The organism is Streptomyces sp. NPDC058045, assembly GCF_042885635.1.
Taxonomy (GTDB): Bacteria; Actinomycetota; Actinomycetes; order Streptomycetales; family Streptomycetaceae; genus Streptomyces.
Genome location: NZ_JBHVRR010000004.1, coordinates 114,670 through 129,441, shown reverse-complemented (window position 1 = coordinate 129,441; position 14,772 = coordinate 114,670). Strand labels below are relative to the sequence as shown.

General features: G+C 66.7%; 27 protein-coding genes. All 27 read right to left on the bottom strand.

Annotation, left to right across the window (positions count from 1 at the left end; translation table 11 throughout):
• Nucleotides 1-46 precede the first annotated feature (46 nt).
• A complete protein-coding gene (locus ACFVST_RS04550; protein WP_390146812.1) occupies nt 47-1,069 on the bottom strand; it encodes a DNA-directed RNA polymerase subunit alpha in 1,023 nt (340 codons plus the stop codon).
• 152 nt (nt 1,070-1,221) lie between these two features.
• Complete coding sequence (gene rpsK / locus ACFVST_RS04545) at nt 1,222-1,626, bottom strand: 30S ribosomal protein S11 (RefSeq protein ID WP_390146810.1); 405 nt, start codon at nt 1,624-1,626, stop codon at nt 1,222-1,224.
• Between the two features lie 62 nt (nt 1,627-1,688).
• The gene (gene rpsM / locus ACFVST_RS04540; RefSeq protein ID WP_390146808.1) at nt 1,689-2,069 is read right to left on the bottom strand and encodes a 30S ribosomal protein S13; all 381 of its coding nucleotides are present in this window, start codon (nt 2,067-2,069) and stop codon (nt 1,689-1,691) included.
• Between the two features lie 189 nt (nt 2,070-2,258).
• Nucleotides 2,259-2,372: a 50S ribosomal protein L36 gene (rpmJ, locus tag ACFVST_RS04535; protein WP_003974245.1), complete on the bottom strand. Its 114-nt coding sequence runs from the start codon at nt 2,370-2,372 to the stop codon at nt 2,259-2,261.
• A gap of 59 nt (nt 2,373-2,431) precedes the next feature.
• Nucleotides 2,432-2,653 (bottom strand): translation initiation factor IF-1, encoded by a 222-nt coding sequence (gene infA, locus ACFVST_RS04530; protein ID WP_003948620.1) that lies wholly within the window; start codon nt 2,651-2,653, stop codon nt 2,432-2,434.
• A 163-nt stretch (nt 2,654-2,816) separates the two neighbouring features.
• Nucleotides 2,817-3,653, bottom strand: coding sequence for a type I methionyl aminopeptidase (gene map, locus ACFVST_RS04525; protein ID WP_390146806.1), 837 nt, complete (start codon nt 3,651-3,653; stop codon nt 2,817-2,819).
• A 137-nt stretch (nt 3,654-3,790) separates the two neighbouring features.
• Entirely contained in the window at nt 3,791-4,444 is a 654-nt protein-coding gene (locus tag ACFVST_RS04520) for an adenylate kinase (RefSeq protein WP_390146804.1), read from the bottom strand.
• On the bottom strand, nt 4,444-5,757 hold the full coding sequence (secY, locus tag ACFVST_RS04515; RefSeq protein WP_390146802.1) for a preprotein translocase subunit SecY: 1,314 nt from the start codon (nt 5,755-5,757) through the stop codon (nt 4,444-4,446). Before secY ends, ACFVST_RS04520 begins: the two co-directional genes overlap by 1 nt.
• A 177-nt stretch (nt 5,758-5,934) precedes the next feature.
• On the bottom strand, nt 5,935-6,390 hold the full coding sequence (gene rplO / locus ACFVST_RS04510; protein ID WP_390146800.1) for a 50S ribosomal protein L15: 456 nt from the start codon (nt 6,388-6,390) through the stop codon (nt 5,935-5,937).
• Nucleotides 6,391-6,392: 2 nt separating this feature from the next.
• Nucleotides 6,393-6,575 (bottom strand): 50S ribosomal protein L30, encoded by a 183-nt coding sequence (gene rpmD / locus ACFVST_RS04505; protein WP_390146798.1) that lies wholly within the window; start codon nt 6,573-6,575, stop codon nt 6,393-6,395.
• Complete coding sequence (rpsE, locus tag ACFVST_RS04500; protein ID WP_390146796.1) at nt 6,575-7,180, bottom strand: 30S ribosomal protein S5; 606 nt, start codon at nt 7,178-7,180, stop codon at nt 6,575-6,577. Before rpsE ends, rpmD begins: the two co-directional genes overlap by 1 nt.
• 39 nt (nt 7,181-7,219) lie before the next feature.
• Nucleotides 7,220-7,603, bottom strand: coding sequence for a 50S ribosomal protein L18 (rplR, locus tag ACFVST_RS04495; RefSeq protein ID WP_390146794.1), 384 nt, complete (start codon nt 7,601-7,603; stop codon nt 7,220-7,222).
• A gap of 3 nt (nt 7,604-7,606) precedes the next feature.
• Complete coding sequence (gene rplF, locus ACFVST_RS04490) at nt 7,607-8,146, bottom strand: 50S ribosomal protein L6 (protein ID WP_390146792.1); 540 nt, start codon at nt 8,144-8,146, stop codon at nt 7,607-7,609.
• 20 nt (nt 8,147-8,166) lie between these two features.
• Nucleotides 8,167-8,565 carry a 30S ribosomal protein S8 gene (gene rpsH / locus ACFVST_RS04485; protein ID WP_030831671.1) on the bottom strand — a complete coding sequence of 133 codons (399 nt, stop codon included), beginning with the start codon at nt 8,563-8,565 and terminating at the stop codon, nt 8,167-8,169.
• Nucleotides 8,566-8,811: 246 nt separating this feature from the next.
• Nucleotides 8,812-8,997, bottom strand: a complete 186-nt coding sequence (locus ACFVST_RS04480; RefSeq protein WP_390146790.1) for a type Z 30S ribosomal protein S14 — start codon at nt 8,995-8,997, stop codon at nt 8,812-8,814.
• 3 nt (nt 8,998-9,000) lie between these two features.
• Complete coding sequence (gene rplE, locus ACFVST_RS04475) at nt 9,001-9,558, bottom strand: 50S ribosomal protein L5 (RefSeq protein WP_390146788.1); 558 nt, start codon at nt 9,556-9,558, stop codon at nt 9,001-9,003.
• A complete protein-coding gene (rplX, locus tag ACFVST_RS04470; RefSeq protein WP_390146786.1) occupies nt 9,558-9,881 on the bottom strand; it encodes a 50S ribosomal protein L24 in 324 nt (107 codons plus the stop codon). Before rplX ends, rplE begins: the two co-directional genes overlap by 1 nt.
• Before the next feature lie 2 nt (nt 9,882-9,883).
• Nucleotides 9,884-10,252, bottom strand: coding sequence for a 50S ribosomal protein L14 (gene rplN, locus ACFVST_RS04465; RefSeq protein ID WP_003992364.1), 369 nt, complete (start codon nt 10,250-10,252; stop codon nt 9,884-9,886).
• A 99-nt stretch (nt 10,253-10,351) separates the two neighbouring features.
• A complete protein-coding gene (rpsQ, locus tag ACFVST_RS04460) occupies nt 10,352-10,639 on the bottom strand; it encodes a 30S ribosomal protein S17 (RefSeq protein ID WP_390146784.1) in 288 nt (95 codons plus the stop codon).
• Entirely contained in the window at nt 10,639-10,863 is a 225-nt protein-coding gene (gene rpmC, locus ACFVST_RS04455) for a 50S ribosomal protein L29 (protein ID WP_390146782.1), read from the bottom strand. The genes rpsQ and rpmC overlap by 1 nt, the downstream gene beginning before the upstream one ends.
• Nucleotides 10,863-11,282, bottom strand: coding sequence for a 50S ribosomal protein L16 (gene rplP / locus ACFVST_RS04450; RefSeq protein WP_390146780.1), 420 nt, complete (start codon nt 11,280-11,282; stop codon nt 10,863-10,865). The genes rpmC and rplP overlap by 1 nt, the downstream gene beginning before the upstream one ends.
• Nucleotides 11,283-11,287: 5 nt before the next feature.
• Entirely contained in the window at nt 11,288-12,124 is an 837-nt protein-coding gene (gene rpsC, locus ACFVST_RS04445) for a 30S ribosomal protein S3 (RefSeq protein ID WP_390146778.1), read from the bottom strand.
• The gene (gene rplV, locus ACFVST_RS04440) at nt 12,124-12,471 is read right to left on the bottom strand and encodes a 50S ribosomal protein L22 (RefSeq protein ID WP_390146776.1); all 348 of its coding nucleotides are present in this window, start codon (nt 12,469-12,471) and stop codon (nt 12,124-12,126) included. Before rplV ends, rpsC begins: the two co-directional genes overlap by 1 nt.
• Before the next feature lie 41 nt (nt 12,472-12,512).
• Nucleotides 12,513-12,794, bottom strand: a complete 282-nt coding sequence (gene rpsS / locus ACFVST_RS04435) for a 30S ribosomal protein S19 (protein WP_276110735.1) — start codon at nt 12,792-12,794, stop codon at nt 12,513-12,515.
• Nucleotides 12,795-12,806: 12 nt separating this feature from the next.
• Nucleotides 12,807-13,643: a 50S ribosomal protein L2 gene (rplB, locus tag ACFVST_RS04430; RefSeq protein WP_390146774.1), complete on the bottom strand. Its 837-nt coding sequence runs from the start codon at nt 13,641-13,643 to the stop codon at nt 12,807-12,809.
• A gap of 51 nt (nt 13,644-13,694) precedes the next feature.
• Nucleotides 13,695-14,114, bottom strand: a complete 420-nt coding sequence (rplW, locus tag ACFVST_RS04425; protein WP_390146772.1) for a 50S ribosomal protein L23 — start codon at nt 14,112-14,114, stop codon at nt 13,695-13,697.
• Nucleotides 14,114-14,770 (bottom strand): 50S ribosomal protein L4, encoded by a 657-nt coding sequence (gene rplD / locus ACFVST_RS04420; protein WP_390146770.1) that lies wholly within the window; start codon nt 14,768-14,770, stop codon nt 14,114-14,116. Before rplD ends, rplW begins: the two co-directional genes overlap by 1 nt.
• Nucleotides 14,771-14,772 lie beyond the last annotated feature (2 nt).

The window sequence follows — 14,772 nt, the reverse complement described above, 5'->3', positions numbered from 1 at the left end:
CGGAGACCCGCGCCCCACGAAGGGGCGCGGGAAGGTGTGGATGTGCTCAGTACTGCTCGGTCTCCACGAAACCCGTGTCGCCCTCGTCGTCCGCGCCGAAGGCGTCCGCCGCGGCGGTCGGGTCGAATCCGGGCGGGCTGTCCTTGAGCGCCAGGCCCATACCGGCCAGCTTCGCCTTGACCTCGTCGATGGACTTCGCACCGAAGTTGCGGATGTCCAGCAGGTCGGCCTCGGAGCGGGCGACCAGCTCACCCACGGAGTGGATGCCCTCGCGCTTGAGGCAGTTGTAGGAGCGGACCGTGAGCTCCAACTCCTCGATCGGCAGGGCCAGATCGGCGGCCAGAGCGGCGTCCGTCGGCGACGGGCCCATGTCGATGCCCTCGGCGTCGATGTTCAGCTCGCGGGCGAGACCGAACAGCTCGACCAGGGTCTTGCCGGCGGAGGCCATGGCGTCACGGGGACGCATCGCCTGCTTGGTCTCGACGTCGACGATCAGCTTGTCGAAGTCGGTGCGCTGCTCGACACGGGTCGCCTCGACCTTGTAGGTGACCTTGAGCACGGGGCTGTAGATGGAGTCGACCGGGATACGGCCGATCTCCTGGCCCACCTGCTTGTTCTGCACCGCGGAGACATAGCCGCGACCGCGCTCGACGGTCAGCTCCATCTCCAGCTTGCCCTTGCCGTTGAGCGTGGCGAGGACCAGGTCGGGGTTGTGCACCTCGACACCGGCCGGCGGCGCGATGTCGGCCGCGGTGACCAGACCCGGGCCCTGCTTGCGCAGGTACATCACGACCGGCTCGTCGTGCTCCGAGGAGACGACGAGCTGCTTGATGTTGAGGATCTGGTCGGTGACGTCCTCCTTGACGCCCGGCACGGTGGTGAACTCGTGCAGGACACCGTCGATGCGGATGGACGTGACGGCCGCACCCGGGATCGAGGAGAGGAGCGTACGACGCAGCGAGTTGCCGAGGGTGTAGCCGAAGCCCGGCTCCAGCGGCTCGATGACGAACCGGGAGCGGAACTCGTCGACGACCTCTTCGGTCAACGAGGGACGCTGAGCAATCAGCATGTTCTGTTCCTTCAGTCAGGGGCGCCCGCTATTTGACGCCCGACTCGGTACTGCAAGGGTACGGGCGGCACGGTCCGGTTCACCCCCGCTTGTACGGAGAAGGCCGGAGCCGTACCGCCCGGAACCCCAAGGCCGGCCGATGGGCCGCTGCGTCAGACGCGGCGGCGCTTGGGCGGACGGCAGCCGTTGTGCGGGGTGGGGGTGACGTCCTGGATCGAGCCGACCTCAAGGCCGGTGGCCTGGAGGGAGCGGATCGCGGTCTCACGGCCGGAGCCGGGACCCTTGACGAAGACGTCGACCTTGCGCATCCCGTGCTCCTGCGCGCGGCGGGCGGCCGACTCGGCGGCCATCTGGGCGGCGAAGGGGGTGGACTTGCGCGAGCCCTTGAAGCCGACGTGGCCGGCGGAGGCCCAGGAGATCACGTTCCCGGTCGGGTCCGTGATCGAGACGATGGTGTTGTTGAACGTGCTCTTGATGTGCGCGTGGCCGTGAGCGACGTTCTTCTTTTCCTTGCGGCGGACCTTCTTGGTCGCGCCCTGGCGGCTCTTCGGAGGCATACATAACTCCCGTGGAGGTGGTCGGTCCTGCAGCGTTCAGGCTGTCGATCGACCGCTGAGGACTACTTCTTGCCCGGCTTCTTCTTACCGGCGATGGCGCGACGCGGGCCCTTGCGGGTGCGGGCGTTGGTGCTGGTCCGCTGACCGTGGACGGGCAGGCCACGGCGGTGACGCAGGCCCTGGTAGCAGCCGATCTCGACCTTGCGGCGGATGTCGGCCTGGACCTCGCGGCGAAGGTCACCCTCGGTCTTGAGGTTGGCGTCGACGTACTCGCGGATCTTGACCAGGTCCTCTTCGGACAGGTCACGGACGCGGGTGTTCGGGTCCACGCCGGTGGCGTCCAGCGTCTGCTGGGAGAGGGTCCGGCCGATGCCGAACACATAGGTGAGGGCGACCTCCACACGCTTTTCGCGCGGGATGTCAACACCGGAAACGCGTGCCATTCAATGGCTCCAGTTGATTGTCGGAGGTCTTCCGCAGGGCCGGTCCCCACCCGCCGTATCAGGTACGGAATGGGTCCCCGGCCTCCGACCGGGGGTGTCGGACCGGATCGCTCCGCCCCGGGCCCTGCGTATGAACATGTTGTACTGCGTCGCGCGAAGTTCTGCGGGAGCAGAGGATGTGGTCGTGCTTCAGCCCTGGCGCTGCTTGTGGCGCGGGTTGTCGCAGATGACCATGACCCGGCCGTGACGGCGGATCACCCTGCACTTGTCGCAGATCTTCTTGACGCTCGGCTTGACCTTCATGGGTGTGAGGTTCTCCGGGTCAGTGCCGGCACCCCACCGGAATGGGGCGTCAGCAAGATCTACTTGTACCGGTAGACGATCCGGCCACGTGTCAGGTCGTACGGAGACAACTCCACCACGACCCGGTCGTCAGGGAGGATGCGGATGTAGTGCATTCGCATCTTGCCGCTGATGTGTGCCAGGACCTGGTGGCCGTTCTGGAGCTCGACCTTGAACATCGCGTTCGGCAGAGACTCGACGACAGTGCCTTCGATCTCGATGGCACCCTGCTTCTTGGCCACGCTTCGCCCTTCGAATCGACTACCTTGATCGACTCTTCTGCGGCAGTATGCGGGCACACGGATGCATGAGAGTCGACACGACAGTCTACGTCAGCGCACCCCGAAAAGACGAATCGCCCCTGGCGAACCCGCTGTTCCCCTCCATGCCCGGCCGGGGAGATCGTTATGCCAGCGGATCCGGCGCCGCCACCACGCCGTACTCGGCCAGCCTGGCCCGGCCGCCGTCGGGCGCGGTGAGCACCAGCGGGCCCTCCTCGGTGAGCGCGATGCTGTGCTCCCAGTGCGAGGACCAGGTCCCGTCGGTGGTGATCACGGTCCAGTCGTCGTCCAGGACCTCGGTCTTCGGGGTGCCGAGGCTCACCATCGGCTCGATCGCCAGGCAGAAGCCGGGCACCAGCTTGGGCCCGCGGCCGCGGCGCCGCTCCACGTAGTTCAGCAGATGCGGGTCCATGTGCATCTCGGTGCCGATGCCGTGGCCGCCGTAGTCCTCGATGATCCCGTAGCGACCGCCGCCGGGCTTGGGCTGGCGGCGGATGTAGGTCTCGATGGCGCGGGAGATGTCGACCAGGCGGTTGCCCTGCTTCATCGCGGCGAGTCCGGCCCACATGGACTCCTCGGTCACCCGCGACAGTTCGACCAGCTCCGGTGCGTGCCCCGAGCCGACGAAGGCGGTGAAGGCAGCGTCACCGTGCCAGCCGTCGACGATCGCACCGGCGTCGACGGAGATGATGTCGCCGTCCTTGAGCACGGTGTCGGCGCTGGGGATGCCGTGGACGACGACCTCGTTGACCGAGGTGCAGATGGTGGCGGGGAAGCCGCCGTAGCCGAGGAAGTTCGAGGTCGCGCCGTGCTCGGCGAGGACCTTGCGGGCCACCTCGTCCAGGTCCTTGGTGGTGGCGCCCGGCACGGCGGCCGCACGGGTCGCCTCGTGCACCGCGGCGACGACCAGGCCCGCCGCACGCATCCGGGCGATCTGCTCGGGGGTCTTGATCTGCACCATGGGGTCTTGGTTCTCCGTCTGTCGTCTGCTCGGCCCGCGGTCGGCGCGGACCCTTGGTCGCCGGCGCCCGGACAACACTACGGCCGCGGCGCCCCCTGACTGAGGGGCACCGCGGCCGCGGCGGCCGGTGCGTCGGCTCAGCGCTTGTTCTGCAGGGCGCCCATCGCACGGCCGGTGACCTCGTCCACCTTGCCGAGCGCCGAGATCGTCACCACCAGGCCCTGGGCCCGGTAGAAGTCGATGATCGGCTCGGTCTGGGTGTGGTAGACCTCCAGCCGCTTGCGGACGGTGCCCTCGCTGTCGTCGTCCCGCTGGTACAGCTCGCCGCCGCAGACATCGCAGACGCCCGCCTGCTTGGGCTGCGAGTACGTGACGTGGAAGACGTGGCTGGAGTCGTTGCGGCAGATGCGGCGGCCGGCGATGCGCTTGACCACCTCGTCCTCCGGGACCTCCAGGTCGAGCACCGCGTCCAGCTTCATCGACTCGGCGGCCAGCATCTCGTCCAGCGCCTCGGCCTGCGAGACGTTGCGCGGGAAGCCGTCCAGCAGAAAGCCGTTCTCGGCGTCCTGCTGTTCCATCCGGTCCTTCGCCATGCCGATCGTGACCTCGTCGGGAACCAGGTTGCCGGCGTCCATGTACGCCTTGGCCTGCTTGCCCAGTTCCGTGCCCTGGGAGATGTTGGCTCGGAACAGGTCGCCCGTGGAGATGTGCGGAATGGAGAGGTTCTTGGCGAGGAACGCAGCCTGCGTTCCCTTGCCGGCACCGGGCGGCCCGACCAGGACGATTCGCATCAGCGGAGGAACCCTTCGTAATTGCGCTGCTGGAGCTGGCTCTCGATCTGCTTCACCGTCTCAAGACCGACACCCACGATGATCAGGATGCTGGTGCCGCCGAACGGGAAGTTCTGGTTTGCTCCGAAACCCACCAACGCCATCGTCGGCACAAGAGCGATCAGGCCCAGGTACAGCGAACCCGGCCAGGTGATCCGGTTGAGTACGAAGCTCAGGTACTCGGCGGTCGGCCGGCCGGCCCGGATGCCCGGGATGAAGCCACCATACTTCTTCATGTTGTCCGCGACTTCCTCGGGGTTGAACGAGATGGCCACGTAGAAGAAGGCGAAGAAGACGATCAGCAGGAAGTACATGGTGATGTAAATGGGGTGGTCACCCTTGGTCAGGTTGGCCTGGATCCATGACTTCCACCCGGAGTTGCCACCCGCGAACTGGGCGATGAGAGCCGGGATGTAGAGCAGCGAGGAAGCGAAGATGACCGGGATCACACCGGCCTGGTTGACCTTCAGCGGAATGTACGTCGAGGTGCCGCCGTAGGACCGGCGGCCGATCATCCGCTTCGCGTACTGGACGGGAATGCGGCGCTGCGCCTGCTCGACGAAGACCACCAGGGCGACCATCACCAGGCCGACCGCGATGACGGTGCCGAACTCGATCCAGCCGTCGGCCAGGGTGCCCTGCTTCTTGATGGCCCACAGCGCGGACGGGAAGGTCGCGGCGATCGAGATGAACATCAGGATCGACATGCCGTTGCCGATACCGCGGTCGGTGATCAGCTCGCCGAGCCACATGACCATCCCGGTACCGGCGGTCATGGTGACGACCATGGTGATGGTGGTGAAGATCGACTGGTTCGGCACGATCTGCCCGGCGACGGGGCAGCCGCTGAACAGTGCGCCGCTGCGGGCGGTGGCGACCAGGCCGGTGCCCTGCAGGACGGCGAGCGCCACCGTCAGGTACCGGGTGTACTGCGTGATCTTCGCCGTGCCGGCCTGCCCCTCCTTCTTCAGGGCCTCCAGACGCGGGATCACCACCGTCAGCAACTGAAGGATGATGCTCGCCGTGATGTACGGCATGATTCCCAGCGCAAAAATCGTGATCTGGAGCAGCGCGCCACCACTGAACATGTTCACCAGACCGAACAGACCCTGGTTGGCGTTCGCCTGGTCCATACAGATCTGCACGTTCTTGTAGCTGACACCGGGAATCGGGATGTGCGTACCGACCCGGTAGACCACGATGATGCCGAGCGTGAAGAGCAGCTTCTTGCGCAGGTCGGGCGTCCTGAACGCCCGGGCGAAGCCGGTGAGCACGGTGCCTCCTGCGACCCCCGCGCTATGCGTCAGAGGTGACGGTCTTGAGGTTCGACGATTAAGTAAACGCAGGCCACCTTACCGGCGACGCTGCCCCCGTGGAACGACCAACCGGGGATACCCCATTTGTGGGTATCCCCGGTCGGGTTTGTTCAGGTCATCGAGACGCCTGAGTGATCAGACGAGCTCGGTGACGGTCCCGCCGGCGGCGGTGATCTTCTCCTTGGCGGAGCCGGAGACGGCGTCGACCGCCACCTGCAGCGCCACGGAGACCTCACCCTGACCGAGGACCTTGACGAGGCAGTTCTTGCGAACGGCGCCCTTGGCGACCAGATCGGCCACCGTGACCTCGCCACCCTGCGGGTAGAGCGCGGCCAGCTTGTCGAGGTTCACGACCTGGTACTCGGTCTTGAACGGGTTCTTGAAGCCCTTGAGCTTCGGGAGCCGCATGTGGAGGGGCATCTGCCCACCCTCGAAGCGCTCCGGAACCTGGTAACGGGCCTTGGTGCCCTTGGTGCCACGACCGGCCGTCTTACCCTTCGACGCCTCACCACGACCGACACGGGTCTTGGCGGTCTTGGCGCCCGGGGCCGGACGGAGGTTGTGGATCTTGAGCGGCTTCTGCTCCGCCATGATCAGTCGACCTCCTCGACCGTCACGAGGTGGCGGACATGACGGATCATGCCGCGGAACTCGGGACGGTCCTCCTTGACGACCACGTCGTTGACCCGCTTGAGGCCGAGCGAACGAAGGGTGTCACGGTGGTTCTGCTTGCTGCCGATGTACGACTTCGTCTGCGTGATCTTGAGCTGCGCCATCACGCACCAGCCCCGGCACGCGCCCGCAGCAGAGCCGCGGGGGCGATGTCCTCAAGCGGCAGACCGCGGCGGGCCGCGATCTCCTCGGGACGCTGCAGACCCCGGAGGGCCTCGACGGTCGCGTGCACGATGTTGATCGCGTTGTCGGAGCCCAGGGACTTCGACAGGATGTCGTGCACACCGGCGCACTCCAGCACGGCACGCACCGGGCCACCGGCGATCACACCGGTACCGGGGGAAGCCGGCTTGAGCAGGACGACGCCCGCGGCCTTCTCGCCCTGGATCGGGTGCGGGATGGTGCCCTGGATACGCGGGACCTTGAAGAAGTGCTTCTTGGCCTCCTCAACACCCTTGGCGATGGCGGCCGGCACCTCCTTGGCCTTGCCGTAACCGACACCCACGGTGCCGTCACCGTCGCCCACCACGACCAGCGCGGTGAAGCTGAAGCGACGACCACCCTTCACAACCTTGGCGACGCGGTTGATTGCGACGACGCGCTCAACGTAAGCGGTCTTCTCGGCGGCGGCTGCGCCACCGTCACGGCCCTTCCGGTCCCGCCGCTCGCCGCCACCGGCACCGCTGCCGCGGCGCTGGGGTCCAGCCATTGGAATTACCTCTCTCTGTTTCCGCTAGCTACGGCAGGCTCAGAACTTGAGCCCGGCTTCGCGGGCGGCGTCCGCCAGGGCGGCGATGCGCCCCGCGTACTGGTTGCCACCGCGGTCGAACACGACGGTCTCGACACCCGCGGCCTTGGCGCGCTCGGCGACCAGAGCACCGACCTTGCCGGCGGCCGCGGACTTGTCGCCCTCGCCGCCGCGGATGCTCGTGTCCAGGGTGGACGCCGACGCCAGGGTGTGACCCTTGATGTCGTCGATCACCTGGGCCACGATGTGGCGGTTCGAGCGCGTCACGACCAGGCGCGGACGCTCGGCCGTACCCGAGACCTTCTTGCGGATCCGGATGTGGCGGCGCTTGATGGCAGCGGCCTTGTAGGCCTTGCCCTTGGCGATCTTCACACCGTATGCCATGGCTTACTTACCCGCCTTTCCGACCTTGCGGCGGATGACTTCGCCCTCGTACTTGACGCCCTTGGCCTTGTACGGGTCGGGCTTGCGGAGCTTGCGGATGTTGGCCGCGACCTCGCCGACCTTCTGCTTGTCGATGCCCTCGACCGAGAACCGGGTCGGGGACTCCACCTTGAAGGTGATGCCCTCGGGGGCCTCGACCAGGATCGGGTGGCTGTAGCCGAGCGAGAACTCAAGGTTCGAGCCCTTGGCCAGGACCCGGTAACCGACACCGCTGATTTCGAGCTTCTTGACGTAACCCGTGGTCACACCGGTGATCATGTTCGCCACCAGCGTGCGGGACAGGCCGTGCAGGGCCTTGTTCTGACGCTCGTCGTTCGGGCGGGTGACGGCCAGCACGCCGTCCTCGCCCTTAGCGATCTCGATCGGCGCGGCAACGGTGTGGGAGAGGGAACCCTTGGGGCCCTTCACCTGGACCGTACGGCCATCGATGGTGACGTCCACGCCGGTGGGAACCGGGATGGGGAGCTTGCCGATGCGCGACATTGCTTTTCCTCCGTTCCCAATTACCAGACGTAGGCGAGGACTTCCCCGCCCACACCCTTCTTGCCGGCCTGCTTGTCGGTGAGGAGCCCATGGGAGGTGGAGATGATCGCCACACCCAGGCCGCCCAGAACCTTCGGCAGGTTGGTGGACTTCGCGTAGACCCGGAGACCGGGCTTGGAGATCCGCTTGATGCCCGCGATGGAGCGCTCGCGGTTGGGGCCGAACTTCAGCTCCAGAACGAGGTTCTTGCCGACCTCGGCGTCCTCGGTCTTCCAACCGGTGATGAAGCCCTCCTGCTGGAGGATCTCCGCGATATGCGACTTGATCTTGCTGTGCGGCATCGCCACGGAGTCGTGGTACGCCGAGTTCGCGTTACGCAGACGTGTGAGCATGTCTGCGATCGGATCAGTCATGGTCATGAATTGGCCTTCGGCCTCTCTCGCCGGGGTTTCCTGGTGCGCCATCCCTCTCCCCGATCCGAGACGGGACGGGTGCGGCGCGGTGGACCTACGGCGTAGTAAGCGTTACGGGCGCGCGGCCCGTGGACGATCCAGGGCGGCGGGCGCCCAACCCTGCAAGCCTACGGCATCCGCCGGGGCTCCAAGGTCGGGCATCCACCGTCCTGTTGCTTACCGAGAGACTCCGGTGAAACCCGAACTACGGGTCTACCAGGAGCTCTTGGTGACGCCCGGCAGCTCGCCGCGGTGAGCCATCTCACGAAGGCAGACGCGGCACAGGCCGAACTTGCGGTACACGGAGTGCGGACGGCCGCACCGCTGGCACCGGGTGTACGCACGCACGCCGAACTTCGGCTTGCGGGCGGACTTTGCGATGAGAGCCTTCTTCGCCACGGCTCACGCCTCCTTGAACGGGAAGCCGAGGTGACGGAGGAGCGCGCGGCCCTCGGCGTCGTTGGTCGCCGTGGTCACCACGGTGATGTCCATACCCCGGACGCGGTCGATCTTGTCCTGGTCGATCTCGTGGAACATGACCTGCTCCGTGAGACCGAAGGTGTAGTTGCCACGGCCGTCGAACTGCTTGGGGGACAGGCCGCGGAAGTCGCGGATGCGCGGCAGCGCGAGCGACAGGGTGCGGTCCAGGAACTCCCACATGCGGTCGCCACGGAGCGTGACGTGGGCACCGATCGGCTGGCCCTCACGCAGCTTGAACTGCGCGATGGACTTGCGGGCCTTGGTGACGGCCGGCTTCTGGCCGGTGATCGTGGTGAGGTCGCGCACGGCGCCCTCGATCAGCTTGGAGTCGCGGGCGGCGTCGCCCACACCCATGTTGACCACGATCTTGACGAGGCCGGGAACCTGCATGACGTTCTCGTACTTGAACTCGTCACGCAGCTTGCCGATGATCTCTTCGCGGTAGCGCGTCTTCAGACGCGGCGCAGTGGTGGCAGTCATCAGATGTCCTCACCGGTCCGCTTGGCAACGCGGATCTTGTTGCCTTCGTCGTCGAAGCGGTATCCGACGCGGGTGACGACCTTGTTGCCGTCCTTCTCCACGACGAGCTGGACGTTGCTCACGTGAACGGGGGCCTCGGTGGTCACGATGCCGCCGGTCTGCGAACCGCGAGCGGTCTGGCCGGTCTTGGTGTGCTTCTTGACCCGGTTGACACCCTCGACCAGGACGCGCTCCTCGCGCGGGTAAGCGGCAATGACCTTGCCCTGCTTGCCCTTGTCCTTGCCGGTGATGACCTGGACCAGGTCGCCCTTCTTGATCTTCATGCTCACAACACCTCCGGCGCGAGGGAGATGATCTTCATAAACTTCTTCTCGCGCAGCTCACGGCCCACCGGGCCGAAGATACGGGTGCCGCGAGGGTCGCCGTCGTTCTTCAGAATGACGGCGGCGTTCTCGTCGAAGCGGATGTACGAGCCGTCCGGACGGCGGCGCTCCTTGACGGTGCGAACGATGACCGCCTTGATGACGTCACCCTTCTTCACGTTGCCGCCGGGGATCGCGTCCTTGACGGTGGCGACGATGACGTCGCCGATGCCCGCGTAGCGGCGACCGGAGCCGCCGAGAACACGGATGCAAAGGATTTCCTTCGCACCAGTGTTGTCGGCGACACGCAGCCGCGACTCCTGCTGGATCACGTCTATCTCCTGATCGTCTGCCGGTTCCCCGGGGGCTGTTCGCACAGCCCCCGGAGCCTGGCGGAACTGGTCCGAGAGGGAACTCCCCCTCGGATGGGGTTACTTGGCCTTTTCGAGGATCTCGACGACGCGCCAGCGCTTCGTCGCGGAAAGCGGCCGGGTCTCCATGAGGAGGACGCGGTCGCCGACACCCGCGGCGTTCTGCTCGTCGTGCGCCTTGAGCTTGCTGGTACGGCGGATGACCTTGCCGTACAGCGCGTGCTTGACACGGTCCTCGACGGCGACGACGACGGTCTTGTCCATCTTGTCGCTGACGACGAGGCCCTGGGCGGTCTTGCGGAATCCGCGCTCGGTCTTGGCAGTCTCAGTCACGTTGCTCTCGCTCATCAGGCGCTCTCCACCGTCTCGATGCCCAGCTCGCGCTCACGCATCAGGGTGTAGATCCGGGCGATGTCCTTGCGGACGGCCTTCAGCCGGCCGTGGTTCTCAAGCTGGCCCGTCGCCGCCTGGAAGCGGAGGTTGAACAGCTCTTCCTTGGCCTCGCGGAGCTTCGCGAGAAGCTCCTCGTTGCCCAGCTCGCGCAGCTCGGACGCCTTGATTCCGGCCGACATCACACTTCACCTGCCTCGCGCTTGACGATCTTGCACTTCATCGGCAGCTTGTGTGCCGCACGGGTCAGAGCCTCGCGCGCGATCTTCTCGTTGGGGTACGACAGCTCGAACATCACCCGACCGGGCTTGACGTTCGCGATCCACCACTCCGGCGAACCCTTACCGGAACCCATGCGGGTCTCGGCGGGCTTCTTGGTCAGCGGACGGTCCGGGTAGATGTTGATCCAGACCTTGCCGCCACGCTTGATGTGGCGGGTCATGGCGATACGAGCAGCCTCGATCTGACGGTTCGTCACATACGCCGGGGTCAGCGCCTGGATGCCGTACTCGCCGAACGCAACCTGCGTGCCACCCTTGGACATTCCGCTGCGCTTCGGGTGGTGCTGCTTGCGGTGCTTGACCCTACGGGGGATCAGCATTTCGGTCAGGCCTCCGTTCCGGTGCTCTCAGCCGCGGGAGCAGCGGCGGGCGCCTCGGCCTTGGGAGCCTCGGCGGCCGGAGCCGACTGCTGCTGCGGCTTGCGGCCGCGACCGCCGCGCTCGCCACCGCGGCCACCGCGGGCCGGGCGGTCGGAGCCGCCACGGGCCGGACGGTTGCCGGCGCGGGCAGCGGCGTTCTCGGCGCGGACCTCGGCGATGTTCTTGACGTCGCCCTTGTAGATCCAGACCTTCACACCGATACGGCCGAAGGTCGTCTTGGCCTCGAAGAAGCCGTAGTCCACGTTGGCGCGGAGCGTGTGCAGGGGCACGCGGCCCTCGCGGTAGAACTCCGAGCGGGACATCTCGGCGCCGCCGAGACGGCCACCGCACTGGATCTTGATGCCCTTGGCGCCCGCCTTCATGGCCGACTGCATGCTCTTGCGCATCGCACGGCGGAAGGAGACGCGGGAGGAGAGCTGCTCCGCGACGGCCTGCGCGACCAACTGGGCATCCGTCTCGGGGTTCTTGACCTCAAGGATGTTCAGCTGGACCTGCTTGCCGGTGAGCTTCTCCAGGTCGCCGCGGATGCGGTCGGCCTCGGCGCCGCGGCGGCCGATGACGATGCCCGGACGCGCGGTGTGGATGTCCACCCGCACGCGGTCACGGGTGCGCTCGATCTCGACCTTGGAGATGCCGGCGCGCTCCATGCCGGACGTCATCATCCGACGGATGGCGACGTCTTCCTTGACGTAGTCCTTGTACAGCTTGTCGGCGTACCAGCGGGACTTGAAGTCCGTGGTGACACCGAGCCGGAACCCGTGCGGGTTTACCTTCTGGCCCATTACCGGGTTCCTTCCTTGCTGCTGACGACCACGGTGATGTGGCTGGTCCGCTTGCGGATCCGGTAGGCACGGCCCTGGGCGCGCGGACGGAACCGCTTCAGGGTCGGGCCCTCGTCGACATAGGCCTCGGAGATGACGAGGCTGTCGACATCGGTGTGGTCGTAGTTGTGCGCGGCGTTGGCGATGGCGCTGTCCAGCACCTTGCCGACCGGCACGCTCGCGGCCTGCGGGGCGAAACGCAGGACCGCCTGAGCCTCCGCGGCGTCCATGCCGCGGATAAGGTCCACCACTCGGCGGGCCTTCATGGGCGTGACGCGGATGTACCGCGCCTGGGCCCTGGCTTCCATGGTTGTCCCTTCAGTGTCTGTCATCGGTCATTCCACCCCGCTTAGCGGCGCTTGGACTTCCGGTCGTCCTTGACGTGACCCCGGAAGGTGCGGGTCGGCGAGAACTCGCCGAGCTTGTGGCCGACCATGGACTCGGTGACAAACACCGGGATGTGGGTCTTGCCGTTGTGCACCGCGATCGTGTGGCCGAGCATGGCCGGGACGATCATCGAGCGACGGGACCAGGTCTTGATGACGTTCTTGGTGCCGGCTTCGTTCTGGGCGTCCACCTTCTTGCTCAGGTGGTCGTCGACGAAGGGCCCCTTCTTGAGACTGCGCGGCATCTGAACCCGCTCCTAGCGCTTCTTGTTCGTCTTGCGGCGGCGGACGATGTACTTGTTGCTCGCCTTCTTGGGAGAACGAGTACGTCCTTCCTTCTTGCCCCACGGGGACACGGGGTGGCGGCCACCGGAGGTCCGGCCCTCACCACCACCGTGCGGGTGGTCCACCGGGTTCATGACCACACCGCGGACGGTCGGACGGACGCCCAGCCACCGCTTGCGGCCGGCCTTGCCCCAGTTGATGTTCGACTGCTCGGCGTTGCCGACCTCGCCGATGGTCGCTCGGCAGCGCGCGTCCACCAGGCGGATCTCACCGGACGGCATCCGGAGGTGCGCCATGGCGCCCTCCTTCGCCAGCAACTGCACCGAGGCACCGGCGGAACGCGCGAACTTGGCGCCGCCGCCGGGGCGGAGCTCGATCGCGTGCAGCGTGGTACCGACCGGGATGTTGCGCAGGGCCAGGTTGTTGCCGGGCTTGATGTCGGCGCCGGGGCCGTTCTCGACCCGGTCGCCCTGCCCGAGGCCGCGCGGCGCGAGGATGTAGCGCTTCTCGCCGTCGGCGTAGTGCAGCAGCGCGATACGCGCGGTGCGGTTGGGGTCGTACTCGATGTGCGCGACCTTCGCCGGCACGCCGTCCTTGTCGTGACGACGGAAGTCGATCACTCGGTAGGCGCGCTTGTGTCCGCCACCCTGGTGGCGAACGGTCACACGGCCGGTGTTGTTACGGCCGCCCTTGCTGTGCAGCGGGCGGACCAGCGACTTCTCCGGCGTGGACCGCGTGACCTCGACGAAGTCGGCGACGCTGGAGCCACGACGGCCCGGGGTCGTCGGCTTGTACTTGCGGATACCCATTGTCTCTCAGTCCTCGGAATGATCCGGACTTCTGGACGATCCCAACCTCCGTCAGGAGGTCGGACCGCCGAAGATGTCGATACGGTCGCCCTCGGCGAGGGTCACGATCGCGCGCTTGCTGTCGGCACGCTTGCCGAAGCCGGTACGGGTCCGCTTGCGCTTGCCCTGGCGGTTGATCGTGTTGACCCCGGTGACCTTGACCGAGAAGACCGCCTGGACGGCCTCCTTGATCTGGGTCTTGTTGGCGCGCGGGTCGACGATGAACGTGTACTTGTTCTCGTCGAGGAGCGCGTAGCTCTTCTCGGAGACGACCGGCTTCACGAGAACGTCACGGGGGTCCGTGTAGCTCTTGCTCAGCGGGGTCTCGACGGTGTTCTTGCCCTCGGCGGCGTGGCGACGCGCCTTGGCGACGCGCGCGGCCTTCGCGGCCTTGGCCGCCTTGGGGGCAATGCTCGGGTGGCGCGTAGCCATCAGGCCTCGCTCCCTTCGGTGTCAGTGGCCTTGCTCGGGCCGGACACGAAGGACTCGAAGGCGGCCTGGGTGAAGACCACGTCGTCCGAGACGAGCACGTCGTACGTGTTCAGCTGGCCCGGCTCCAGGATGTGGACCTGGGGCAGGTTGCGGGCGGAGAGCCACGCGGCCTCGTCGGTCCGGTCGATGACCAGGAGCAGGTTCTTGCGCTCGCTGATCTTGCCGAACAGGTTCTTCGCGGCCTTGGTCGACGGCGCCTCGCCCGTGATCACGCCGGAGACGACGTGGATGCGGTTGTTGCGGGCCCGGTCGGTGAGGGCACCGCGCAGGGCGGCGGCCTTCATCTTCTTCGGGGTCCGCTGCGAGTAGTCGCGCGGCACGGGACCGTGCACGACGCCACCGCCGGCGAACTGCGGCGCACGGGTGGAACCCTGGCGCGCGCGGCCGGTGCCCTTCTGGCGGTACGGCTTCTTGCCGCCACCGCGGACTTCGCCACGGGTCTTGGTCTTGTGCGTGCCCTGACGGGCAGCGGCCAGCTGCGCGACGACGACCTGGTGCATCAGCGGAATGCTGACCTTGGCGTCGAAGATCTCCGCGGGGAGCTCGACGGACCCGGCCTTGTCGCCAGCAGGCGAAAGGATGTCAATGGTGCTCATCG